This window comes from Mesorhizobium sp. WSM4308 (assembly GCF_002294905.1).
Classification (GTDB): domain Bacteria; phylum Pseudomonadota; class Alphaproteobacteria; order Rhizobiales; family Rhizobiaceae; genus Mesorhizobium.
Genome location: NZ_NSFW01000017.1, coordinates 65,955 through 89,777 on the forward strand (window position 1 = coordinate 65,955; position 23,823 = coordinate 89,777).

Annotated in this window: 18 protein-coding genes and 2 pseudogenes; 10 read left to right on the forward strand and 10 right to left on the reverse strand. The window is 64.2% G+C overall.

All coding sequences use genetic code 11. The annotated features are described in order from the left end of the window. Positions 1-36 precede the first annotated feature (36 nt). A pseudogene (gene plsY, locus CK227_RS27515) lies at positions 37-710 on the forward strand (glycerol-3-phosphate 1-O-acyltransferase PlsY). On the opposite strand, the gene CK227_RS27520 reads toward plsY, so the two are convergent. From CK227_RS27520 to CK227_RS27540, 5 genes are all read right to left on the reverse strand, one after another. Then, on the reverse strand, positions 695-1,867 hold the full coding sequence (locus CK227_RS27520; RefSeq protein WP_095775107.1) for an ABC transporter ATP-binding protein: 1,173 nt from the start codon (positions 1,865-1,867) through the stop codon (positions 695-697). The pseudogene plsY and the gene CK227_RS27520 overlap by 16 nt on opposite strands. Continuing rightward, positions 1,860-3,002, reverse strand: coding sequence for an ABC transporter substrate-binding protein (locus tag CK227_RS27525; RefSeq protein WP_095775108.1), 1,143 nt, complete (start codon positions 3,000-3,002; stop codon positions 1,860-1,862). Before CK227_RS27525 ends, CK227_RS27520 begins: the two co-directional genes overlap by 8 nt. Continuing rightward, positions 2,999-3,838, reverse strand: a complete 840-nt coding sequence (locus CK227_RS27530; RefSeq protein ID WP_095775109.1) for an ABC transporter permease — start codon at positions 3,836-3,838, stop codon at positions 2,999-3,001. Before CK227_RS27530 ends, CK227_RS27525 begins: the two co-directional genes overlap by 4 nt. Next, complete coding sequence (locus CK227_RS27535; protein WP_245318286.1) at positions 3,835-4,695, reverse strand: ABC transporter permease; 861 nt, start codon at positions 4,693-4,695, stop codon at positions 3,835-3,837. The genes CK227_RS27530 and CK227_RS27535 overlap by 4 nt, the downstream gene beginning before the upstream one ends. Positions 4,696-4,909: 214 nt before the next feature. Then, positions 4,910-6,460, reverse strand: coding sequence for a winged helix-turn-helix domain-containing tetratricopeptide repeat protein (locus tag CK227_RS27540; protein WP_095775111.1), 1,551 nt, complete (start codon positions 6,458-6,460; stop codon positions 4,910-4,912). A 186-nt stretch (positions 6,461-6,646) separates the two neighbouring features. On the opposite strand from CK227_RS27540, the gene CK227_RS27545 reads away from it, so the two are divergent. Next, complete coding sequence (locus CK227_RS27545; RefSeq protein WP_095775112.1) at positions 6,647-7,348, forward strand: alpha/beta hydrolase; 702 nt, start codon at positions 6,647-6,649, stop codon at positions 7,346-7,348. A 204-nt stretch (positions 7,349-7,552) separates the two neighbouring features. Here the strand turns inward: CK227_RS27545 and htpG are convergent, their stop codons facing one another. Both htpG and CK227_RS27555 read right to left on the reverse strand, forming a co-directional pair. After that, entirely contained in the window at positions 7,553-9,439 is a 1,887-nt protein-coding gene (htpG, locus tag CK227_RS27550; RefSeq protein WP_095775113.1) for a molecular chaperone HtpG, read from the reverse strand. Between the two features lie 385 nt (positions 9,440-9,824). After that, positions 9,825-10,709 carry a hypothetical protein gene (locus CK227_RS27555; RefSeq protein WP_095775114.1) on the reverse strand — a complete coding sequence of 295 codons (885 nt, stop codon included), beginning with the start codon at positions 10,707-10,709 and terminating at the stop codon, positions 9,825-9,827. A gap of 341 nt (positions 10,710-11,050) precedes the next feature. On the opposite strand from CK227_RS27555, the gene CK227_RS27560 reads away from it, so the two are divergent. Next, positions 11,051-11,332, forward strand: a complete 282-nt coding sequence (locus CK227_RS27560) for a hypothetical protein (RefSeq protein WP_245318287.1) — start codon at positions 11,051-11,053, stop codon at positions 11,330-11,332. 114 nt (positions 11,333-11,446) lie between these two features. Here CK227_RS27560 and CK227_RS27565 read toward each other — a convergent pair whose 3' ends face one another. Beyond that, the gene (locus tag CK227_RS27565; RefSeq protein ID WP_095775115.1) at positions 11,447-12,370 is read right to left on the reverse strand and encodes a LysR family transcriptional regulator; all 924 of its coding nucleotides are present in this window, start codon (positions 12,368-12,370) and stop codon (positions 11,447-11,449) included. Between the two features lie 227 nt (positions 12,371-12,597). On the opposite strand from CK227_RS27565, the gene CK227_RS27570 reads away from it, so the two are divergent. From CK227_RS27570 to CK227_RS27595, 6 genes are all read left to right on the forward strand, one after another. Then, the gene (locus CK227_RS27570) at positions 12,598-13,332 is read left to right on the forward strand and encodes an SDR family oxidoreductase (protein ID WP_095775116.1); all 735 of its coding nucleotides are present in this window, start codon (positions 12,598-12,600) and stop codon (positions 13,330-13,332) included. A gap of 67 nt (positions 13,333-13,399) precedes the next feature. Beyond that, a complete protein-coding gene (locus CK227_RS27575; RefSeq protein ID WP_095775117.1) occupies positions 13,400-14,152 on the forward strand; it encodes a glucose 1-dehydrogenase in 753 nt (250 codons plus the stop codon). Further along, a complete protein-coding gene (locus CK227_RS27580; protein WP_280951249.1) occupies positions 14,091-14,783 on the forward strand; it encodes an NADPH-dependent F420 reductase in 693 nt (230 codons plus the stop codon). Before CK227_RS27575 ends, CK227_RS27580 begins: the two co-directional genes overlap by 62 nt. Before the next feature lie 181 nt (positions 14,784-14,964). Then, positions 14,965-15,597: a class I SAM-dependent methyltransferase gene (locus CK227_RS27585; protein WP_095775119.1), complete on the forward strand. Its 633-nt coding sequence runs from the start codon at positions 14,965-14,967 to the stop codon at positions 15,595-15,597. 237 nt (positions 15,598-15,834) lie between these two features. Then, entirely contained in the window at positions 15,835-17,061 is a 1,227-nt protein-coding gene (locus CK227_RS27590) for a hypothetical protein (RefSeq protein ID WP_143750538.1), read from the forward strand. 40 nt (positions 17,062-17,101) lie between these two features. Further along, on the forward strand, positions 17,102-17,899 hold the full coding sequence (locus CK227_RS27595; protein WP_245318288.1) for a hypothetical protein: 798 nt from the start codon (positions 17,102-17,104) through the stop codon (positions 17,897-17,899). A gap of 69 nt (positions 17,900-17,968) precedes the next feature. On the opposite strand, the gene CK227_RS27600 is transcribed toward CK227_RS27595, so the two are convergent. Next, on the reverse strand, positions 17,969-19,615 hold the full coding sequence (locus CK227_RS27600; protein ID WP_095775121.1) for an acyl-CoA synthetase: 1,647 nt from the start codon (positions 19,613-19,615) through the stop codon (positions 17,969-17,971). A 173-nt stretch (positions 19,616-19,788) separates the two neighbouring features. On the opposite strand from CK227_RS27600, the pseudogene CK227_RS27605 reads away from it, so the two are divergent. Continuing rightward, positions 19,789-21,338, forward strand: a pseudogene (locus CK227_RS27605) (serine hydrolase). A gap of 423 nt (positions 21,339-21,761) precedes the next feature. Here CK227_RS27605 and CK227_RS27610 read toward each other — a convergent pair. After that, positions 21,762-23,516 carry an adenylate/guanylate cyclase domain-containing protein gene (locus CK227_RS27610; RefSeq protein WP_095775122.1) on the reverse strand — a complete coding sequence of 585 codons (1,755 nt, stop codon included), beginning with the start codon at positions 23,514-23,516 and terminating at the stop codon, positions 21,762-21,764. Positions 23,517-23,823 lie beyond the last annotated feature (307 nt).

The following is a 23,823-nucleotide window of genomic DNA, read 5'->3' on the forward strand; positions in this document are numbered from 1 at the left end:
GTTATAAGGGATTGCTCCGAAACAGGATGAAATCCAATGGTTTTCTGGACGGCAAGCGTGGCTGGATTGGCGATCGCCTATCTCCTCGGTTCGACGCCTACGGGCTATCTGGTGGGGAAACTGCTCGGGGGCATCGATATATCTGGCAGCATGGCTCCCGATCCACGGGCGCGACCAACGTGTTACGTACGCTTGGAAAATGGCCCGCCTTTGTGGTGCTGCTGATCGATGTGCTGAAAGGCGTGGCGGCAATCGTATTTGCAAAGTGGTTTTACGCCTGGCTTCTTACATCGCTCGCGCCACCGACAGCGCTTGACCCGCAAACCTTTCTGCCCTGGGCCATCTGCCTGGCCGGACTTGCCGTTTTGCTGGGGCATGGCCGTTCGATCTGGTTGAATTTCACCGGCGGCAAATCCGCGGCGACGGGGCTGGGCGTACTGTTGGCGCTTGCCTGGCCGATCGGCTTGGGTGCCGCGGCGACCTTCTGCGTCGTGCTGGCAATTTCCAGAATTGTATCCCTGAGTTCGATGCTGTCCGCGTCAACAGCAATCGCTCTCGTCTGTGCCCTGGAGCAACCATTGCCCTACCGGCTGCTGGTGATTGCCGGCGGCCTCTACGTGGTCGCGCGCCATCGCGCCAACATCCAGCGGCTGGTCGCCGGGACGGAGCCGCGCCTAGGGCAAGCTAGCCCGCGTCACGAAATCCGCTGACCATCCTCGTCGAGCAGAACGCAGCCTTCGGGATCGAATCCGATGTCGATCGCCTCGCCTTCGCGAAGGACGCGGCCGGTGATCGGCGCGTTGGCGCGGATGATCGTCTTGCCGCCGATGTCGATCTCGTAGATCGCGCTGCCGCCCAGATACGAGGCCGAGACGACACGGCCGGACAGCCTGTTGATGCTTGCCGCCGTGCCGACCGACAGTTTCTGCGGCCGCAGCACGACCGTGACCTTGCTGCCCTGCGCAAGCGGCCTTGGGCAGGCCACCTCGACCGTCTGGCCGGTGGCAAGCGTCACCGTCGTCGCTTGGCCGGACCGGCTCACGGTGCCGGCGAGCATGTTGGCCTTGCCGAGGAAGTCGGCGACGAAGGCCGTGGCGGGCGTCTCATAGACTTCCTGCGGGGTTCCGATCTGCTCGACCGCGCCGGCGTTCATCACCACGATGCGATCCGACATGGAGAGCGCTTCCTCCTGGTCGTGGGTGACGAAGATGGCGGTAATGCCGGTTTCCTTCTGGATCTTCTTGATCTCGACGCGCATCTCCTCACGCATATTGGCGTCCAGCGCCGACAGCGGCTCGTCGAGCAGCAGCACCTGCGGCTCGAAGACGATGGCGCGGGCGAGCGCGATGCGCTGCTGCTGCCCGCCCGACAGCTGCGACGGCAGCTTCTTCTCGCTGCCCGGCAGCCGCACCATCTCGAGCGCCCGGCCGACCTTGCGGGCGATCTCGGGCTTCGGCACGTTGCGGTACTTCAGGCCGAAGGCGACATTGTCGAAGACGTTCTTGTGCGGAAACAGCGCATAGCTCTGGAAGACCAGTCCGATGTTGCGCTTGTAGATCGGCACGTCGTCGACCCGTCGCCCGTCGATCATGATCTGGCCGCCCGAAATGTCGACGAGGCCGGCGATGGAGCGCAGGATCGTCGTCTTGCCGCAGCCCGAAGGGCCGAGCAAGGTGACGAAGCTGCCCTTGGCGATGGACAGCGAGAAATCGCGCACGGCGACGAACTTGCCATAGGCGATGTCGATGTCGCGGAACTCGACCGCCGCCTGGCCGGCCCCGATGCCGCCGCCCAGAGCGGCTGCGCTCCTTGCCGCCCCGGCCGCTTCCGGCCGGGGCACTTCCGAAAGGTCGTTTCTGTCAGGCACCTTTCGAGATCCTGTTCCACTGCTTGGTCCAGGCATCCTCGTTGGTCGCCCAGTAGACCGGGTCGGCGAAGGTCAGCGACTTCATCGTGCCGGTCTTGTCGAAGGCCGGCAGCTTCTCGATCTTCTCGGTGAGCTTGACCTTTGTCGGGTCGAGCGACGGCGGATAGCTCTGGCCCTCGGCCACCGCAATGGCGGTCGCCGGGTCGAGCATGAAGTTGATCAACTCCTCGCACTCGGCCATTGGCGAGCCTTTCAGGATCAGCATATCCTCCATCCAGGCATAGGAACCGGCGGGGTCGAGATAGCCGATCGGATGGCCCTGGTCCTGCAAGGCGGCGACGCGGCCCGACCAGGCGTCGGTCACCACGATCTCGCCCTTGGAAAGCAGGTCCATCAGCTCCGCGCCGGAGCTCCAGAACTTCTTGGCGAGGTCGCGCGTTTCGCGCACCTTGGCCCAGATCGCGTCCATGTCCTTGAGGTTGTTGGGATCCTGTCCGGTGGCGAGCGCGGCGTACCAGACGCGCGTGGTCATGTCGGAATAGCCGCCGACCTTGCCGGCATATTTCTTGTCGAGCAAAAGGGCCGCGCCCTTTTCCTTGGCTTCCTCGGGCGAGATCACCTTGGTGTTGTAGGCGATGCCGGTCGTGCCATAGTCGTAAGGCACGGCCGAGAGTTTCGGCGTCAGCTTGCGGAACGGGTCGATCATCGGCTGCAGCACATTGGCCATGTTGGGGATGTTGGCCTCATTGATCTCCGAGGTCAGGCCGCCATTCACGTATTTGATGTAGTAGTTGACCCCGGAGGAATGGATGACCTGGTAGTCGCCGGGCTTGGCGGTCTTGATCTTGGTGATGATCTCGTCCTCGTCGCCGAACGTGCCCTGGACCACCTTGATCTTGGTCTTGGCCGTGTAGGGCTTGAAGGCGTATTTGTCGATCGCGTCCTGCACCGTGCCGCCCCAGCCATCGAAGCGAACCTCCTCGACCGCGGCGAGCGCCTGCCGCATCCAGGGCATGTCGAGACCGGCCGCGGCGGCCGCGGCGGCGGTCAGCGTCAGGAAAGTGCGGCGGCTGAGATCGCCGTTTTGGTACCTATCGTGCAGCCGTTCAAGCCGCTTGCCGTTGGACAGTTTCATCGTGCTTCCTCCTTTGGTTCGTCGCGTCGTTTCAATCTGGTCAGGCTTTGCAGGATCAGGCCGCCGAGCAGCGGGATGCCGACGGTCACCAGGATCATCACGGTGCCGAGCGCGTTGATCTCCGGGCTGATCGAGATCTTGAGCATCGAAAGGATCTGGGTGGGCATGGTCTCGACGCCTGCCGGCCGCCAGAACAGGCTGGCCGAGGTGTTGTCGAACGAGATGGTGAAGGCGAGCAGCGCGCCGCCGATGACGGCGGGGATGAGCAGCGGCAGCGTGATCTCGCGGAAGGATGAAAAGCGCGAGGCGCCGAGCGAGAGCGCCGCCTCCTCGTAGACGCGGCGGATGCCGACCATGCGCGCCTGGGTGATCAGCACCACATAGGGCACGGCGAGCAGGATGTGGCCGAGCACCAGGAGAAGCATGGTGCGCGGCTGGTCGACCGCCTTGATCAGCACCAGCAGGCCGACGCCGAGGATGGTCTCGGGCACCAGCGCCGGCAGGATCACCAGAGTGCTCAGCGCCTGCTTGCCGCGAAATTCGAAGCGCACCAGCGCAAACGACGTGACGACGCCTATGGCCGTGGTGACGGCGGCGGTGACCAGCGCGATCCACAGCGACGTGCGGAAGGCGGCCAGCACCGGTTCGTTGGCCATCAGCTTGCCGTACCATTGCAGGCTGAAGCCGGTCATCGGGAAGCCGCCGAACATCGAGGCGTTGAACGACAGGATCACTGTCGTCACGATCGGCGCGAACATGAAGATGTAGACGCAGACCGTGACGAAGCCGGTCAGCCGCCACGCCCATCTGCCTTCCTCTTTGCGCCGCGCCTTCATCCGCCCAATCCCTTGACGATCTGCGACATGCCCATGAAGCGTGTGTAGATGGCGGCGAAGGAGCCGAGCACGAGGAACAGCACGATCGAAAGCGTGGCGCCCATCGGCCAGTTCAGCTCGCCCATGATGGTGTCGTAGATCAGATTGCCGAACAGCGCGTCGCGGCCGGAACCGAGCAGCTGCGGCGTCACATAGCTGCCGGCGGCCAGCACGAAGCAGAGCAGCAGGCCTGCCGCCAGGCCGGGCAGCGAAAGTGGAAGCGTGACCTCGCGGAACGCCTGCGCGCTGGTGCAGCCCATCGAGCGCGCCGCCGAGATCAGGGTGCGGTCGATGCCCTCGAGGCTGACATAGACGTTGAGGATCATGTAGGGCAGCAGGAAGTGCAGCATGCCCAGGATGACCGCGCCCTCATTGTAGAGCATCGGCAGCGGCTCGCTGATGATGCCCATCTTCAGCAGCGCGACATTGATGACGCCCTGTTCGCCAAGGATGTTGATCCAGGAAAAGGTGCGGATGGTGAAACTGATCCAGAACGGCACGATGAGCAGGAGAAGCAGCAGCCATTTGTGCTTGAAGGTCGTCGCCCAGATGAAATAGGCCGGGAAATAACCGAGCACCCCGCAAAGCAGCGCGGTGATGGCGCCGACCCGCAGCGTCTTCAAAAGGAAGCCGGCATAATAGCTGTCGGTCAGGAATTCGTGCCAGTTCGCCGTCGTCAGCGCGCTGGTTTCCACGCCGGCGGTGACAAAGGTGAAGAAGGTGTAGGCGCCCATCACGGCGATCGGCAACACCAGGAAGAAGATCAGCAGCAGGAGCACCGGCGCGACCAGCAGCCATGCCAGCCGTGGATCATACAATGTCCATCGTCGTTTCATGAGCACCCGGTGCGCTTTCTTTGAAGCGCCTGTTTTGTTCCCGGGCCAAGATTGGGTGATTGGAGGCCCGATGTCTACAACAGGCGATTGAGCCAGCGGACATCGGGCGCGTCGCCGGCTGCGATGGATGTCGACGGCATCGCAGCGGCTCCGGCATGGCCGTTCGGTCGGGTTGGTAGAATTTTACCGGCGGCTTCTATGCCGGCAGGCCGGCCAGCCGCATGGCCTCGGTGACGTCATCGATGATGGCAGGCGCAAGCCCGACGGCGGCGGACCAGCGGCCAATGGTGAAATGCGGGTCGAGCGTCATCAACCGTGATCCCGCAGCCTTTGCTTCCTCGAGCCGTCCCAGCCTGGCAAGGGGTGCGGCCAGCCATCCGTGCAGGATGCTGAAGCCGGGGTTCATCTCCACTGCCCGCCGTCCGGCAGCAATGGCCTGTTCGTGCCTGCCGGCGAGAAAGTTGGCGAAGCCGATCATGCCTTGCGGCACGCAGTTCATGGCGTCCAGCGGGTTCAGCCGCAACGCCTGCTCGCCCCAGTCGATGGCGCGTGTCGCATCGCCGCCATAGGCCACCGGCACGCAGCCGAAGGCATAGACGAAGGCGCAGGATGCGCTGAGCGAAAGCGCCTGCAAAAACGCCTCGTCGGCGAGTTTGCGGTCATGCTCGACCAGGCCGATGGTGAAGCCGGCCAGCGCCAGCGCCATGGCGTCGCCCGAGCCGTGCTCGATCGCCGCATGGGCATGGCGGGACGCCTTCCCGCTATGCTCCGCCTGCATGCCCCCACGAATGAAAAGGGTTTGATGCGCCCAAGCGGCAAAACCGTGGACGAGAGCATAGCTCGGCTCAATGGCCAGCGCTTGGTCGAGCAGCGGCAGGCCCTTGGCGGCACCTTGCGGCATGAAGGTGTAGACGTCGGGCAGCGCGCGCAGGAAAAGATCGTAGGCATCGAGACTGTCGGGTCGCTGGCGCTTGACGCGCTCGATCTCGGCCCGGCGCAGATTGGGCTCGATGGCCGCGACCACGCTGATGGTGATCTCGTCCTGCAGCGCGAACACGTCGGTCAGCTCGCGGTCGTAGCGTTCGGCCCAGAGATGGCCGCCTTCCTCGGTGTCGATCAACTGGCCGGTGATGCGCACGCGGCTTCCCACCTTGCGCACGCTGCCTTCCAGAACATAGCGCACGCCAAGCTCTTGTCCGACCCGCTTCATATCCACCGCCCGGCCCTTGTAGGTGAAGGAGGAGTTCCGCGCGATAACGAACAGCCAGCGGATCCGAGACAGGCCGGTGATGATGTCCTCGACCATGCCATCGGCGAAATAGTCCTGATCCGGATCGCCGCTCAGGTTCACGAAAGGCAGCACCGCAATGGAAGGACGGGCGGGGATGCCAAGGCCAGGCTTCGCCGGCTCGACCGGTGCTGTCGCCTCGGCACCGGCCTCCTCGCGCACGCTGCCGACGAACCGAAAGCCCCTGCGTGGAAAGGTGCGGACGAGGCGCTGTTGCTCGCCATTGTCCTGAAGGGCGCTGCGCGCGGCGTTGACGCGGCTGGCCAGCGTGGCGTCCGAGACGATGCGTCCCTGCCAGACCGCATCGACCAGATCGTCCTTGCTCACCACCCGCTCGCGATTGCGAATGAGATATTGAAGCAAGTCGAACACTTGTGGCTCGACGGCGACCAGGTTGTTGCCACGGCGCAATTCGCGCCGGTCGCCGTCCAGGGCGAAATCCTCGAAAAAATACGGCAAATTGCTGGCTCCGGAACCCGGCTAATAGCGATTCTGGACACTGTAGCCGCGTGGTGGCCGCAAAATCAAAGCCATCTCAAGGGAAAATCAAGAGGTCCTGAAGGCCGCCTCAAAGCGAGCGCTGCGGCTGCGCCGCATAGTCCTCCTGCAACCAACGCAAACAACACTTTGAAAAGGAGAACTCAAATGTCCAAGAACGCAGCAAATTCCGTCGTCCTCGTTCATGGCGGCTTCGTCGATGGCTCCGGCTGGGAAGGGGTCTACCACCAGCTCAAGAAGGATGGCTACGACGTCACCATCGTCCAGAACCCGACCACCTCTCTCGCCGACGATGTTGCTGTCACCAGGCGCGCCATCGCAGCCGCTCCGGGCAATGTCATCCTGGTCGGCCATTCCTATGGTGGCGTCGTGGTGTCGGAAGCCGGCACCGATCCCAAGGTGGCTGGTGTCGTCTATATCGCTGCCTTCGCGGCGGATGCCGGCGAGTCGGTCTCGACCCTGATCGCCAACCCGCCTCCCGGCGCTTCGGTACCGCCGATCCTTCCGCCCGTCGACAGCTTCCTGATGCTCGACAAGGCCAAGTTCGCCGCCTCGTTCGCCGCAGATGTGCGCCCCTCGCTCGCCTCCTTCATGGCGGACTCGCAGGTGCCGTGGGGCGTGGCCGCACTCGAAGGCAAGGTCACCAAGCCGGCCTGGAGGGTGAAGCCGAGCTGGTATCTCGTCGCCACCGACGATCATATGATACCGCCGCCGGCACAGCGCCAGATGGCGAGCCGGGCTGGCGCGACGACGGTCGAAGTGCCCGGCAGCCACGCTGTCTACGTTTCCGATCCGGCTGCGGTCGCCAAGCTCATCGAACAGGCCGCCGCCAGCGTCGGCAAGAACTGAGACCGGCATCATCCGAGAATGGCCTGGGTGCTTGACGGCACCCAGGCTTTTTAGCACTCGCGGGAGGCAAAACGTTACCGGAGCGTCTGGGGCGATGGCTCGAAGACGCTCACTGCGTTTTGCCGGGGCCTGCTGCCATGACATTCCCCCTCGCATATCTTTTCCTGGCAAGTCGGCGTCTATTTTACCAGAATCGGCCTACGCTCAGCCCTTCGCGATGCCGCGTGCGATCAGCCGCGCCAGGCGCTGCGAGAATGCCCGGGCGTCGGCCGGCTTGTCGCCGTCGAGCACACGCGCCTCGTCGTAGAGAAGATGAGCCGCGTCGTCCTTGAACGCCTGGTCCTCGTCGCCGAGGCCGGCGAGCGCCAGCACGCGCGCGTGGCGCGGGTTGATTTCGAGGATGGGCTTGGCCGCCTTGTCGAGACGGCCGGCGGCGTTCATCAGCCGCTCGAACTGCCGGTCGGGTCCATGTTCCGGGGCGACCAGGCAGACGGCGCTCTCGGTCAGGCGGTCGGAGGCCTTCACATCCGAGACGGCATCGCCAAGCGTTGATTTGATGAAAGCCAGGAAGCCGTCGACCTCAGGCGTTGCCGCCGCGTCCGGCTTCTTCGCTTCGTCGAGCAGCGAGATGTCGGACAGTTCGGCCACGCCTTGCGTTACCGACTTGAACGGCTTGCCGTCGAAGTCCGGCGCCATCGTCACCCAGAAACTGTCGACCGGGTCGGTCAAGAGCAGCACCTCGATGCCGCGCGCCTTGAAGCCTTCGAGCTGCGGCGAGGCTTCGAGCCGGGCGCGGTCGTCGCCGGCCATGAAGAAGATCGCTTTCTGGCCCTCCTTCATCGCCGCGACATAGTCGGCAAGGCCGCGCCAGCCTTCGCCGGAGGCGGTCGAGTGGAAGCGGGCGAGCTTCAGCAATTGCTCGCGCCGCTCGTAATCCTCATAGAGCCCTTCCTTCAGCACAACGCCGAAGTTCTCCCAGATCCTGGCATAGGCCTCGGCCTCGTTCTCCGCCAGCTTGGCGAGGTCGCCGAGCACGCGGTTGGTCAGGCCCTTGCGGATCGAGGCCAGCAGCGGGCTTTCCTGGATCATTTCGCGCGAGACGTTGAGCGGCAGGTCGGCGGAATCGACCAGCCCGCGCACGAAGCGCAGATAGCGCGGCAGAAGATCGGCATCGTCGGTGATGAAGACGCGGCGCACATAAAGCTTCATGCGGCCCTTGCGGTCCTGGTCGAACAGATCGAACGGCCGCGATCCGGGCACGAAGGCGAGCACGGAGTATTCCTGCCGGCCCTCGGCGCGGAAATGGATGGTGGCGGCCGGCTCGTCATACTGGCCGGCGACGCGGCGGTAGAAGTCGGTGTATTCCTCGGGCTTGATCTCGCTCTTCGGCCGCACCCAGAGTGCGGTGCCATCGGCGATGTCGCGCGCCTCGGCGCCGGGCTTTTCCACCAGCGTGATCGGTACCGGCACATGACCGGACTGCGACTTGGCCAGCTGCTCCAGCCGGTACGAACCGGTGTAGGAGACGGCGTCATCCATCAGGTGCAGCACGACGCGGGTGCCGCGCTTCGGCGCGGCTTCCAGCGGGGCGGGGGCGATCTCGTAGGAGCCCTTGCCGTCGGAGGACCAGCGCCAGGCCTCCTCGCTTCCGGCCAGGCGGCTGATGACGTCGACGCGGTCGGCGACCATGAAGGCGGAGTAGAAGCCGACGCCGAACTGGCCGATGAGCTGCGTGTCCTCCGTGTCCGCGCCGACGCGCTCGATGAAGGCGCGTGTGCCCGAGCGGGCGATCGTGCCCAGGGCTTCGGCCATGTCGTCGCGGCTCATGCCGATGCCATTGTCCTCGACGGTGATCTCTCTGTTGTCGGCGTCAGCCGAAATCGAGATGCGCGGCTTGGGGTCGTCGCCCAGCAATTCGGGGCGGCTGATGGCCTCGAAGCGCAGCTTCTCGCAAGCGTCGGCGGCGTTGGAAATCAGTTCGCGCAGGAATACGTCCTTATCGGAATAGACCGAGTGCACCATCATGTGCAGCAGCCGCGAAACATCCGCCTCGAATGCCCTGGTTTCCGTCGCTTTCGTATCCATCGTCATGCAGATTTTCCCACGCTGTTCATCGGCCCGCCGCGCCGGGCGCGTTCGGGACTTTCCTTTCAACCATTTTTTGCGGTGCTGGCAACTGCGTTCAGTGTGCCGCGCGCCGACGATATGGTGGTGGGATGCCGGGGTAACAAGAGGGCGCCGGCGGCGAAACTGCCAATCTCCCCCCCCTCGTGGGGGAGATGCCCGGCAGGGCAGAGGGGGGCGTGAAGGAACTCGGCCTTGCCGATTGGCCCAGCGAGGCGCGTTCTTCTCAAGGTTACGGGTAATCCAACGCTATCAGACGTCGGCGGGCCAGCGCCCCCCTCTGGCCTGCCGGCCATCTCCCCCACAGGTGGGGAGATCGGAAGCGTCGGCGCCGCGCCACTCTCTTGCGCGCCTAATTCGCCGCCATGTGATCGGCCAGCGCCTGCGCCTGGGCGAGAAGGGCGGGGTAGGCCGGGGTGTCCGGCAGGCTCTTGCCCATGCAGGCGCGGAAGTCGTTGTCGCCTTTCGTCCAGGCGGCGTTGGCGGCGTCGGATGTGTTTTCGTCGCTGTCGTCGGTGGCCTGCTTGGCGAGTTTCTGGGCGGCAGCGTCGGCGGCGGTCCACGCGGCGTCGCAGGCCGCGATCTTGGGGACTGGCGGAGTCGCAGGCGCTTCGGCGATCAGGACGCTGTTGCCCTTGACGACCGTGACGACGACCTCCTGGTCGGAGTTCGGTCCGATATCCTGTGCCCAGCCGCCGAGGCGGGCGATCGCCATGTCGGCGCCGTCAGGCTTCTTCAGCGCGAAGTCGAGCGTGCTGGTGAAGGCGGCGTCGCTGCCGATGGCCTGGGTGTAGAAGGCATCGAGCTTCAGCGCCGCGTCGAAGCTTGTGGGCAGTTTAAGATCGGCGTCCGTCTCGGCGGCGCGCGACTGCAGCCAGCGCTCGACCAGCCCGCGTGTCGAGGCCACGATGCTGGGGCCGTCCTCGGTGCCGTGGCGCAGCCCGTCCAGCATGCCGAAGCCGACATCGGAGGAACTCAGGCTTTCGATGTTGATCGTGCCGGCCGCCGGAAAATCCTTGACCGTGAAAGGGCCGAGCAGGGCGGAAAGCCGTTTTTCGAGATCGGCGCGGGCCTTTTCATTGGCCGCATCGAGCGTCTCCACGGGTGTGTTCGTGCTCTCCATCGCCGCGATGTCGGCAATCGCCTTGTCGCGCGCGGCGATATAATCATCCTCGGGCGAGGCGGCGAAGGCAGCGCTGCTCGCCAGGGCAAACATGACCGTCCAGACCAACCGCATGACAGAACCTTTCTTCGTGGCGGATCAACAGGCCAGGCAGCCATCGGGCAGCTTTGCGGCTATTGCGCGGCAGAAGACGCCGAGGCGAAATATCCTGATCGGGGAGGCGTGGCCAGTGCTGCCATTAACCATCGATTAACTATCCGTTCGCCTTTGAATCAAATTTGACGGATACTATTTCCAGGCCAAACGAGGCAGCTCGAGGGGCCGGAGAAGACAGTAATTGCAAGCCTGGCGCGCCGCTTTCCGTGGCGCAGCAGGCTGAAATCAAAGAAGAAGCGACGGACCACCGTCGCCTTTGCGGGGAGGCGTCAGCATCATTCTTGATGAGGATCGCCAGAATGAAGATCGAAGACGCAGTGACCGCTGTAACAGCCGAGGCCAACGCGCTGCTCTCATGCCTCGGCCAACCCGTCGTCGCCTACCACGTGACGGAAATCATGCGGGAGGCGGACCAGGAACACGCAAGGCAGATGCAACTCGCCCTGATGCGGCGAAGCATCGAGGCGCTGGTCGATGACGGCCTGGAGGATGTCGCCGCTGAGAGGTTTGCGTCGCAGTTCCATGGGCACGTAGGCTCGGCCTGGAGGCTGCTGCACGCGTCGGATGGCGTGGCGCACTGATTTCGGCCAATCGTCCTTGATCGGCTCAGGTTGTCTGGGCTTCGAATGGCGGCAATGCGCCTCCATTCGGTCATTCGTGCCAAGGTTTCTTTGCTGCTAAAAGCCGCCATTCGGTCATCTGGCTGGCAACGGCTGCACCGTCGCCTCGCGCGATACGGACAGGCCCGCGAGAAGCGGCGCGTACGCGGCGAGCCTGCGGGATACGAAGTCGGTGAAGAGCCGCACGCGCTTCGTCTTGCGTGTCTCGCCCTGCGTGAGAAGCCAGAGTGTCCCATGCATGGGCGGGTTGATGCCCGGCACCCTGACCAGCAGGGGGTCGGTATCTCCGACGAAGCACGGCAGTTTCGTCATCCCGATTCCTTGCTGCGCCGCGATGATCTGCGTCTCGGCATCCGGCGTCCTGAACGGAGCTCCCGCGGTGTGAAATTCTCCCTCGCGCGCCCAGTCCGGAATTCCATGATTGTCTATGACGATCCACCGGATGGGATCAGGCGTGCCCGCACGCAACGCGGCTAGTCGATCGCGAGACATGTAGACGCCGCTGAACAACTCCGGCCCCTTCAGTCCGTGAAGATTGAGCGGCAGGGTCTTGCGGTCGGCGACAATGCGGATCGCGACGTCGGCCTCTCGGTTGGTCAGATTCGCCACCTCGCCAGTGGTCAAGATTTCCATCTCGATGTCGCGATGCCTACGCGCGAAGTCGGCGAGATCTGGCATGAGCAGGTGTGTGGCGAGAAACGGTGGAAGCGTCACCCGCAAAAGCCCGCGCGCGCTCTGGTCGCGACCGAAGACGCGCGTCTCCAGCTGGTGCGACGACGCTTCCATCCGCTCCGCGAGTTCGAGGACCTCCTCGCCCGCAGCCGTCAGGCGGTAGCCCGAAGGCAGCTTTTCGAACATCTGCGCCCCGAGACGTTCCTCGAGCTGGGCGATGCGTCGCAGCACGGTTGAATGATTCACTCCGAGGTGCGCGGCGGCAGCCCGCACCGAGCCTCCGCGCGCGGCGGCAAGAAAGTAGCGAACGTCATCCCAGTCGATCATGGTGCATTCCTGCGCCGCGCAGTGCGGTTTGCAAAGCCCATTCTAACACGCTCAGCCGTGGTTCGCGCGGTCGTCGCGGCGTTCAATCATCCAGCTGGATCGTTTTCGCACCACCGATGTGCGCGATTGCGCACTCACCGCCCGACTTCGGCGAACCCATCTTGAGGCTCTCGCGGGACTTCCCCGTACAGCCAAGACACGAGACGGCGAAACAAAGGATACATGACATGAACAGACTGAATGGAAAGACCGCCGTCATCACCGGCGGCGCCACCGGCATCGGTCGCGCCGCGGCAAAGCGATTCATCGAGGAGGGCGCCTTCGTCTTCATCTTCGGCCGCCGGCAGGAAGCGCTCGATGCCGCCGTGGCCGACCTCGGGCCCAGTGCCCGCGCGGTGAAGGGCTCGGTCTCGAATGAGGCCGACCTCGACCGGCTCTACGCGGCGGTGAAGGCCGAGCGCGGAAGCCTCGACATCGTCTTCGCCAATGCCGGGGCCGGCGGCCCGCTTCCGCTCGGCCAGATCACCGCCGAGCACATTGACGAAACCTTCGACACCAATGTGAAGGGTACGATCTTCACGGTCCAGAAGGCGTTGCCGCTGATGGGCCAGGGCGGCTCGATCATCCTGACCGGATCGAGCGCCGGCACCACGGGCGCTCCGGGGTTCACCGCCTACAGCGCGAGCAAGGCGGCAGTGCGCAACCTCGCGCGGACCTGGGCGGAAGACCTGAAGGGCACCGGCATCCGGGTCAACGTGCTGTCGCCAGGGGCGACGGCGACCGAACTCGCGAGAGAGGCGCTGGGCGAGGAAGGCCAGAAGGCCTACGGCGCGATGACTCCGCTCCAGCGCATGGCCGATCCGGCGGAGATCGGGGCCGTGGCCGCCTTTCTCGCGTCGTCGGACAGCAGCTTCATGACTGCCAGCGAAGTCGCCGTCGACGGCGGCCTGGCACAACTCTGACCCGATGCGGGACCACGCTTCTCAAACTTTACGAAAAACCGGAACACACAACCAAAGGTGAAAGATCATGAAAAAACTCGAAGGCAAGGTTGCAGTCGTCACAGGCGGAAGCAGCGGGATTGGCTTGGCGACCGCCAAGCGCTTCGTGGAAGAAGGTGCACACGTCGTCATCACCGGGCGACGAGAGAAAGAGCTGAAGGAGGCCGCAGCCGTCATCAAGAGTAACATTACGACGGTCACGGGCGACGTGGCTCGCTTGGAGGATCTGGACCGGCTCTATGCCACCGTGAAAGAGAAACATGGTCACATCGACGTTCTCTTCGCGAACGCGGGCGCGGGGACAATCGCACCGCTCGCGGTCGCTACTGAGGCCCACTTCGATCAGACCTTCGATGTGAACGTGAAGGGGCTGTTCTTCACGGTGCAGAAGGCCCTTCCCCTCTTCAAAGACGGCGGTTCGATCATCCTGAATTCTTCGGTTTCGAACGTGTTGGGATTGCCGGGGTTTAGCACATACGCCGCGAGTAAGGCGGCCGTGCGCAACTTCTCGCGCGCTTGGACACTGGAGCTGAAAGACCGCAAGATCCGGGTGAATACGATGAGCCCCGGAGCAATCGAGACCCCCGCGCTGGAGACAACGACAGGCCTTACCCCTGAGCAAGCCGAGCAAGCGGCCGCCCAGTTTGCCTCACAGATCCCAATGGGTCGCAGGGGCAAACCAGAGGAAATCGCGGCTGCCGTCACGTTCCTCGCCTCCGATGAAAGTTCTTTCATCACCGGCGTGGATCTCGCCGTCGACGGAGGCATGGCGCAGGTCTGACCCCGCGTTAAAACAAGATCGGAGAAGCATTATGAGCTATTCAATTATAGGATTCGGCAATATCGGCCAGGCATTGGCCAAGGCGTTTGCCCGCAAGGGCATCGACGTGTCCGTTGCTACCACGCGCGACCCGGAAAGCTTTGCAGCCGATGCGGCCGCGATCGGACCCACGATCATTCCCAAGAAGCTGGCCGACGCGGTCAAGGCGGACATCATCTTTCTGGCTGTCCGTTTCGAGTCGCACCCTGAGGTCGCGAAGGCGCTCGCCACCTGGCAGGGGAAGACCATCGTCGATGTGACCAATGCTTACGGCGTGCCTCCTGAAAAACTGGGGGGACAGCCTTCTTCCAGGTTCATCGCACAGGCCTTCACCGGTGCAAAACTGGTCAAGGGCTTCAACCATCTGGTCGCTGCCGTCCTTGATCAGGATCCGGCCGTGCATGGTGGCAGGAGGGTCGTGTTCCTGGCGAGCGACCATGACGACGCCGCGGCGGAGATTGGTGCGCTTGCGGAAAATCTCGGTTTCTCGCCGATCAAGCTTGGCGGGCTGTCGGAAGGTGGGCTGCTCGTCCAGGCGCGCGGAAACAGCTGGGGTCAACTGATCTTCAAGGACCTGGTCAAGTTCGACTGATGAACACTGACCTGCCAACCGGCAGGGCCACGATGCACGGATCGGGTACGATCCGATCCGTGCGGAATTGAGAAATTCCCATGAGCCTTGAGAAGCCCGCTGCAGCCATCGGCTTTGACGGTGGCTCAGCCATGGATCGCCCCCTCGCACTCGTCGAATGCTCAACCTAAAGGAGACTCCGATGTACGACCAATCCAAGCTATCCGAATTGATCCGGTTCGCACGTATAGACGCGGGCTCCACTGTCATTGACGTTTACCCAGGCGACGGCGACTGGACGCGCTTGTTCTCCGACGTCGTGGGACCCGAAGGACGGGTCTACAGCTTCGTGCCGGCCGAAGTCGCCGACTTCAAGGACGATCCGGTCGGCCGCATGCGGACGCTTGCGAAGGAACCGGGCCGAGAGAACGTCGAAGCCGTCTCGGCGGACCTCGTCGCGATGCCGCAGGCCACGCAACCCGCGGATGTCCTGTGGCTGCACCTGTTCTACCACGATCTCCACACCGCGCTGATTCAGAAGAAGGGCGCGACGGCGGCCGACTTCAATCGAGCCGTCCACGAGCGGCTGAAGCCCGGTGGGTCATACGTTATCGTCGACCACGCCGCCGCCGCAGGGGCGGGCACGAGCGACGCCCAGTCGCTGCATCGGATTGAACCTGCATCCGTCCGCGAGGAGGTGGAGGCAGCCGGGTTCGTACTAGACGCCGAAAGCACCATACTGGCGAACAAGGACGATGCGCATTCGATCAAGGTGTTCGATCCCTCGATCAAGGGCGAGACCGATCGCTTCGCCTATCGGTTTGTGAAGATCTGACACTGTTCGCCAACGATGAGATTGGCACTGCCGCGGAAATCTGGCCGCGCGCCTGCCGGCGCATGCTCGGCGCCGCGGAGCCGTCCCCAGCAAGGAGCGGGGCAAAGGTTTCGTTCGTTCGAATGACAACAAGCAAGGCAATAGGAGGTAGCGTCCAGGTGACGCGGCATCCAGCCGTAGCTCGAATTAAGTGGAGAATACGATCGCGGTGAGGGTCGCGCCAGGTGAGGTCAAGTGATGAATCATTTGCAGGGTACCAGGTCCAAATGTCTGCGCTTTGACTTCACCTTTACCGAACGATGGCCTTCGATCGTGCTTCACGGGATATTTGGCAGCGGGTGCAACGCCATGCTGCCGGTCGTTTCGTCAATCCTCATCCTGCTGTTGGCATCTCCGGCAAATAGCCAGCTGGCGCCCGATGCGTCCGCGACCGCCGCAGCCAATGGCGGGTCGCCGGTCGCGGTTTCGGAGCGCACCGATATCGCCAAAGGCGATGATGAGCAGGCGGCCTTGCGCCGCGAACTGGCCGCGGCACGGGCTGAATTGGCCAGGCAAGCGCAGGCCCTGAAAGCGCAGCAGCGGACGGACGAAGCGCTCACGCTCAATCTGGAGACGGCGCAGCGTGCCATCGAAAATTTCAGGGCGGAAGCCAGTCTCTGGGATAGCAAGAAAGCCGCGATGCCTGAAGCGCCGCCCTCCGTGGATGGCTCCCAGGTCGCCGCGACGCAGGCGCTGGATGAGGAGCGCCATAAGGTCGGGCTGCTGGAACAGGAACTCGCCACGGCCCGTCAGACCATCGATGCGCTCAAGGCAGGCGAAAATCTGTCTGTAGCGGAGCAGGCCAAGGCGGTGAAGGGCCGGCAACAGGCCGACGACGCCGCGAAGCAGGCGCTGGATGAGGAGCGCCATAAGGTCGGGCTGCTAGAGCAGGAACTCGCCACGGCCCGTCACACCATCGATGCGCTCAAGACAGGCGCAAATCTGGCCGCCGCGGAGCAGGCCAAGGCGGTGAAGGACCGGCAACAGGCCGACGACGCCGCGAAGCAGGCTCGCAAAGCGCTCGAACTGGAACGTCAACGAGCAGATTCAGCCATGCGTGCCCTCGACATTGCTCGCAAGCAAAGCGACGCCTTGAAGCAGAGCTCGATGGATTTGAGCGCGGCGCTGGACCAGGAGCGCGAAAGAGCCAACGGCCTGGCCCGCAGCCTCAGTGCCGCGCGCGACGAAATCGACAGCGCCAAAATCGACAGTATCAGGGAGAAACGTCGGACCGCGGCAGTGGTGCGCGCGCCCAAGGCAGGTGTTTCCAAGAGCGCGCTCGCGAGTTCGCCTCCGGTCGCAGCCCATCAACCGGGCTTGCCGAAAAAATGGAAGGTGAAGGGTCGAAGGTCAGCACAAGCTGTCCTGCTGGCAACGATGGCTCTTCCCCCCGCATTGCTGCCAACCCGCCCACTCTCGCAGTGAAAGACAGGTGAGCGAAATGCACGGCGCAGGGAGGATGACAGTGAAAAAATATGTCGCGGCCGCGTTGACGATCGGCATCGCGATCGGGCCTGCCTCGGCCCTCGATGCAGGTTTAGGCGGTCAGGTCGGCGGTCTCGGGCTCGGTGCTGGAGTGAGCGCCGGTTCGCAAGGCGCATCCGCAGGGGTGGGCGCGAGCGTCGGTGGTGTCGGTGGAGCAAATGTCGGCGCTTCGGTCGGCACAGGCGGCGGATCAGTCAGCGCAGGCGTCAGTGCCGGCGGCAACGTTGGCTCCACAGGCGGGGGCCTCTCGACAGGTGTCGGCCTGGGCGCCGATCCGTCAGCCGGAAACGGATCGGCGTCCGCTTCCAGTGGTTCGGCCGCCACGGCAGCCAGTGGTTCTGCCGCGACAGGCACTGGGTCCGCCGCGACGGCCGCTGCCAAGGCCGCCACTGCCAAGACCGCCACTGCCAACGCCGTCATTGCCAAGACCGCCAGGCCATCGATCGCCCTGCCGCCCGTCCTCAGGCCTTCCAAAGCCGGTCAGGGCGACCTCGCCAGGGGATATCCCTTTGCACCCCTGGAAGCACTGAAAGCGAAACCCGGCACGCCGGTCGCGGTCGTGCAAGCCTGCCGCGCGGCGATCCTGTCCGCCGCCAGGCCGCTTGGCGCCGTGCGGGTCCGCGCGGTGAGCGCAGGTGCCTTGCGTCGACGTGGAAGTGCACTGACGGCGCCGATCCAGGTGCGAATAGACTATGCGGGACGCGGTGGCATCGAAGTCCGGCAAGCGCAAGTCGGTTGTCGCCTCGATGCGGCGGGCAGGGTCATAGCGATAATGTAGAACCGATCTGCAACAGGGCACGCGCCGCTGCGCCGGCGTCGCCCGAGTTGAGCCGGCATAGGCGGCCCTTCACCCCTTCCGCTTCTCCACCTCTGCCTTCCGCAGCAGGAACCGCTGGATCTTGCCGCTCGGCGTCTTCGGCAATTCGGCAACGAAATCGATCTCGCGCGGATAGGCGTGGGCCGAGAGCCGCTTGCGGACGTGTTGCGCCAGTTCCTCGGCCAAGTCAGGGCTGGCCTGGTAGGCGGGCGCCAGGATGACGAAGGCCTTGACGATCTCGGTACGCTGCGGGTCGGGCACGCCGACCACCGCCGCCTCGTTGACCGCGGGATGTTCGATGAGCGCGCTTTCGACATCGAACGGGCCGATGCGGTAGCCCGACGAGGTGATGACATCGTCGGCGCGGCCGATGAAGGACACCGAGCCGTCCGGCTCATATTCCACCGTGTCGCCGGTGCGGTAGTAGCCGCCCGCGATCGCCGGCGTCTCGGCCTGGTGGTAGCCGTCGAACCAGCGCAGCGGCGAGTTGGCGATGTCGACGGCGAGGATGCCGGGCTGGTTGGGGCCGAGCTCGTTGCCTTCGTCGTCCAGCACCACCATGCAATAGCCCGGCATGGCAAAGCCGGCCGAGCCCGCGCGCACGGAATGCGAAAGCCCATGGTGGTTGTTGACCATCATGCCGTTTTCGGTCTGGCCGTAATGGTCATGGATGGGCACGGCGAGATGGGCGTCGAACCAGCGGATCACTTCCGGGTTCAGCGGCTCGCCGGCGCTGCTCACCACGCGCAGCCGGCCCTTGATGCGGGCGGCGGCTTCAGGGCCTTCGGCGAGCAGCAGGCGGAAGGCGGTGGGCGAGCCGGCAAGGCTGGTGACGCCGAGCCGCTCGATGACATCATAGGTGTTCCTGACGTTGAACGCGCCCTCGTTGAAGGTGGTGGCGATGCCGAGCAGCAGCGGGCCTGTGATGGCGTAATAGAGGCCATAGGCCCAGCCGGGATCGGCGATGTTCCAGAAGACGTCATCGGGGCGCAGTCCAATCGCGTCGCGCATATAGGCGCCGAAGGCCAGCAGCGCGCTGAGCGGCACCGGCACGCCCTTGGGCAGGCCCGTCGTGCCCGAGGTCGACATCATCATGAACAGGTCGTCGCCCTTGCGCATGACGGGTTCGCAATCGGGGGAGGCAGAGGCAAGGGCGGCGCGGAAATCGATGTCGCCTTGAGGCAAGGCATCGCCGGGACCAAGAAGGGTGGCGATCGGCGGGCAGGTCTCGATCTCGTCGAGCTTGCCGCGATTGGCCGGATTGGTCACCACCAGCTTGGCGCCGCTGTAGCCGAGGCGGTGCTCGATGGCCTTCGGGCCGAAGGCGGTGAACAATGGCTGGTAGACGGCGCCGATGCGCCAGGTGCCGAGGATGAGCGCGATGAGTTCGGGAATGCGCGGCAGCATGCCGGCGACGACATCGCCGGGGCCGACGCCTGCATCCTTGAGCAGGTTGGCGACGCGGCCCGACATGTCCGCGAGGTCGTCGAAACTGAACTGCCGCAGTTCGCCGCCGGCCGAGATGGCGCGCAGCGCCAGCCGGTTCTCACCGGCATGGCGGCCGCAGCATTCGACATAGGCGTTGATGCCGGTCGCCGGGTCGCCGTCAAGCCTGGCGATTTCATCCTCGATGCGAAAGGCCGCAACGGCGTCCTCGTAGCGTGGCAAGCCGGTCATGTCAGTCCTCCCTGGCGGCGCTCCATCTCCCCATGGCGCCTTCATCCGTCAGATTGCCTGAAATCGTGGTGATGGTCGATTGCGACGAAGGCGGACCGTGGGGCGGCAGGCATTGGCCTCGTTTGCACCGGCCTGTATCATAGCCAGGTGAATGCAGGAGAGGAGGGTCGGACGTGCGGCTGGGACGGAACCTCTGGCGAATCTGGGTCTGCATCGCCGTACTGGCGCTTTGGCCGCGTGCCGCGTCGGCCGACACCATTGCGCCGGAGCGCATCGCTGTCGCCCTGTCGAAGCTCGAAGCGCTCGCCCAAGGCGCCGTCGCGGACGGTGGGGTGCCCGGTCTCGCCATCGGCGTGGTGCACGACGATGAGGTGATCTTCCTGAAGGGTTTCGGCCACCGCGAGGCCGGCAAGCCGGAGGCGGTCGACGCCGACACGGTGTTCCAGATCGCCTCCTCTCCAAGCCGGTCTCCGCAACCGTCGTGGCGGCGCTGGTCAGCGACGGGATCGTGTCCTGGGATTCGAAGATCGCCGACCTCGATCCGGCCTTCCGGCTGGCCGATCCCTATCCGACCAGCCAACTCACCGTCCGTGACCTGTTTTCGCACCGCAGCGGACTGCCCGGCACCGCCGGAGACGACCTCGAGGACATAGGCTACGACCGGGCCGAGATCCTGCATCGCCTGCGGTTCGTGCCGCCGTCGTCCAGCTTCCGTGCCGGCTACTCCTACAGCAATTTCGGACTGACCGAGGGCGCCGTCGCGGTCGCCCTGCCGACAGGCAAGCCCTGGGAGGAGGTCGCCGAGGAGAAGCTCTACCGTCCGCTTGGCATGGCCTCGACCAGTTCCCGTCATTCGGACTTCGTCAAGCACGCCGATCGTGCCGCGCTGCACATCAAGGTCGATGGCGCCTGGGCCGCCAAGCTAGAGCGCAATCCCGATGCGCAGGCGCCCGCGGGCGGCGTCAGCTCCACCGCACGCGATCTCTCGCAATGGGTGCGTCTTGTCCTCGGCAACGGGGTCTATGCCGGCAAGACGCTGATAGAAGCAGACGCGCTGGACCAGACGCATGTGCCGCTGATGACGCGGGGCAAGAACCCTGTCTCCGGCGGCGCGTCCTTCTACGGCCTCGGCTGGAATGTCGAATTCGGCCGGCATGGCCTGAGCTGGGGCCATGCCGGTGCCTTCAGCGTCGGCGCACGCACGCTGGTGACGATCTTCCCGCGGGAGAAGCTTGGCATCGTCATCATCGCCAACGCCTTTCCGACCGGCGTGCCGGAAGGGCTGTCCGACAGTTTCGCCGACCTCGTCTTCGACGGTTCGGTGCAGAAGGACTGGGTCAAGGCATGGGACGGCATCTATGCCGGAATGTTCGGCCCGGCGGTCGCGGCGGCCAAGGCCACCTATGCCGCGCCGCCATCTCCGGCAAGGCCGGCCCGGCCGGCGAGTGCCTATGAAGGCCGCTACGCCAACGACTTCTTCGGCGATGCTGTCGTGGCGAGTGCGGGAGACGACCTCGTGCTCAAGGTCGGCCCGGCCGGCGCCCGGTCCTATTCCCTGGCGCATTACGACGGCGATCTTTTCCTGACCTTCCCCGATGCCGAGACACCGGACAGGCCAACCGGCGTGAGCTTCGTCGTCGGCCCCGACGGCAAGGCGTCGGCCATGACCATGGGCTTCCTCGACGACAATCATCTCGGCACGCTGCGGCGCGTGGGCGACTAGGGGCGGACGGGGCAACAAGCCGCGCCGGGACGCAGATCTTGTGCCGCAGCTCCAGATGCCCGATGTCGGATCGCCGCAAAGGACGATGCGATGGTTCACTGCGCCGCAAGGCGATCGCGATGGGCGATAGTGCCGGCGCTGGAAGCAGCCTGACAAGCGATCGGATTTTTCTCACGACGCATTACTGAGGTGAACTTTACGAAAACGACATCCGCTTTGGGCCTGATGTCAGCCACAGAGGACTACTCTGCCGGTGCCCGTGAGCAGACATCGCTGATGCCCCCCGACAGTAGGCTCCTGGACAAAAGTTTGAACGAGCAGCCGTCGCGGCCAAGATGGCGTCACCAAGGGAGTGGTGCCTTGCTCGTTCTTCCAGAACCGAACCGTCTGCTCTCGGCTTCAAAGGCGCAATGCACGAAGTTACTAGTGCGGCATTCCCGCCATCTTCAGAGCCTCGACATACTTTTTCCGGTCTTCGGGTCGTCGGAACGGCGGCAGCACGTCAGCAATATTTACAAGCCGCAGCGCAGGAGCGACCTTCGCATGGCGCTCGATCGTCTCCTTCGCTTGACCTGATCGCCCGGCTAGGGCGTGGCTGGCGGCAGCAACGCGTAACGCGCTTGCGTAGTTGGGTTGCTGTCGAAGCGCCCGCTCCGCCCACAGCAACGCGTCGTCGTAGTGGCCGGCACAGAAGTGGGCCAGCGCGGTGCAGAACTGCCAAGAGTAAATTCGCAGATCGAGCGGACTGAGGCGCATTGCGCGCGCGGCGTGCTCAATTCCCTTGTCCGGTTGGCCCAAACACGTCTTGACCCAGCTGCTGTAGCCCCACGCCAGAGCCAGGTTTGGGTTGAGCGCAAGCGCTTCGTCGAGGCGGGCCGCGGCCTCTTCAATGTCGCCACCGACATAGCCAAGCACGTAGCCGCCAAACGAAAGCGCAATGGCATCGTCGCGACCGAGGTCGATCGCTCTAGAAGCAAATCCAAGCGCCTCCTCGACTTCCTGCGTGCGATCGACCATCCAGCCATTGCTCTTCCGAGTGGAATAGCATCGCGCGGCTCTGGCGTGGGCGAGTGCGAACTCTGGGTCGCGGGCGATCGCTTGATTGAAAAGCCGCAGCGCCTCCTCGCCAGCGGCCTTGGTGATCGTCCGGTCGAAGGTAGCAAGCCCGCGTAGATAGTAGTCATAGGCTTCAAGGCTCTCCGTCGGCTTGCGTCTGGCGCGCTCGATCTCGGCCTGCTCCATTTTCGGCGCGATTGCCCCGACGATGCTCGATGTGATCTGGTCCTGCAGATCGAACACCTCCGCCAGCGCGCCATCGAAACGGTCGGCCCACAAATGTGCCCCTGTCGAGGAATCGATGAGCTGGGCTGAAATGCGCAGCCGTTCGCCAGATCGGCGCACGCTGCCCTCAACCACATACCGAACACCCAGCTCGCGCCCAACCTTCTTCACGTCAACGGCGCGGCCTTTGTACGCAAAGCTCGAATTGCGGGCGATGACCAGCAAGTGGCGAAAGTGAGCGAGCGCTGTGACTATGTCTTCAACGACACCATCTGCAAAATATTCCTGCTCCGCATCGCCGCTCATGTTCTGAAATGGCAAGACCGCAACTGATGCCTGGTCGCGCTGGCTGGCAAGCGCCCGCGGCTCGATGCGAAGTGACCCTTCCAATCTAACCTGAAACACGCGTACCGGGTGCTTGATGTTTTTCAATTTCCGCTCGCCGAGATCCTCGAACGCAAGACCCAAACGGTCACCGACTTCATGGCGCACCGAAGACGAGACTACGATTCCGCCGGGCTCCGCCATGCTCTCAAGCCGAGCGGCGACGTTAACTCCATCGCCGAAGATATCGTCGTCCTCGACGATCACGTCGCCGAGGTTGATCCCGATCCGGAAGTCGATCCGGCGATCGCCCGGCTCGCCCTCGTTGCGGCTGGCCATGCCGCGTTGGATCGCTGCCGAGCAGGCCACCGCATTGACTACGCTGGGGAATTCTACAAGCATCCCGTCGCCCATCAGCTTGACGACGCGCCCCCGATGCTCGGCAATGCTGCCGTCGAGGAATTCCTTGCGATGGGCGTTAAGCGCCGCCAGGGTGCCGACCTCGTCGACGCCCATCAGCCTAGAATAGCCGACCACGTCGGCGGCAAGGATAGCGGTAAGGCGGCGCTCCATAGAACAAGCCTGGCTTCGTTAATCGGAGCAGCCTAGCGCGTTTCACCACGGTGGCTAGCCGGATTCGGGAATCTGTCGACCTCATGCTCGGTCGTCCGCATTGCTGTTCTTACTGGCCCTGCAGCATGTGCAGGGGCAAAGCATGTATATTCGGAGCTTTAAGGGCAGCGCGACAGCCAAAAGCGGACGTTCAGCTTGCGGCCCCCAAAACAGGACGCCCTGTTTCTCGCAGGATCTGCATCCGGCTCGAGATTTTTCCCCTAGGTATCGACGGTGCAGGGGGCTAGCATGGGGATCACTGGGGGTG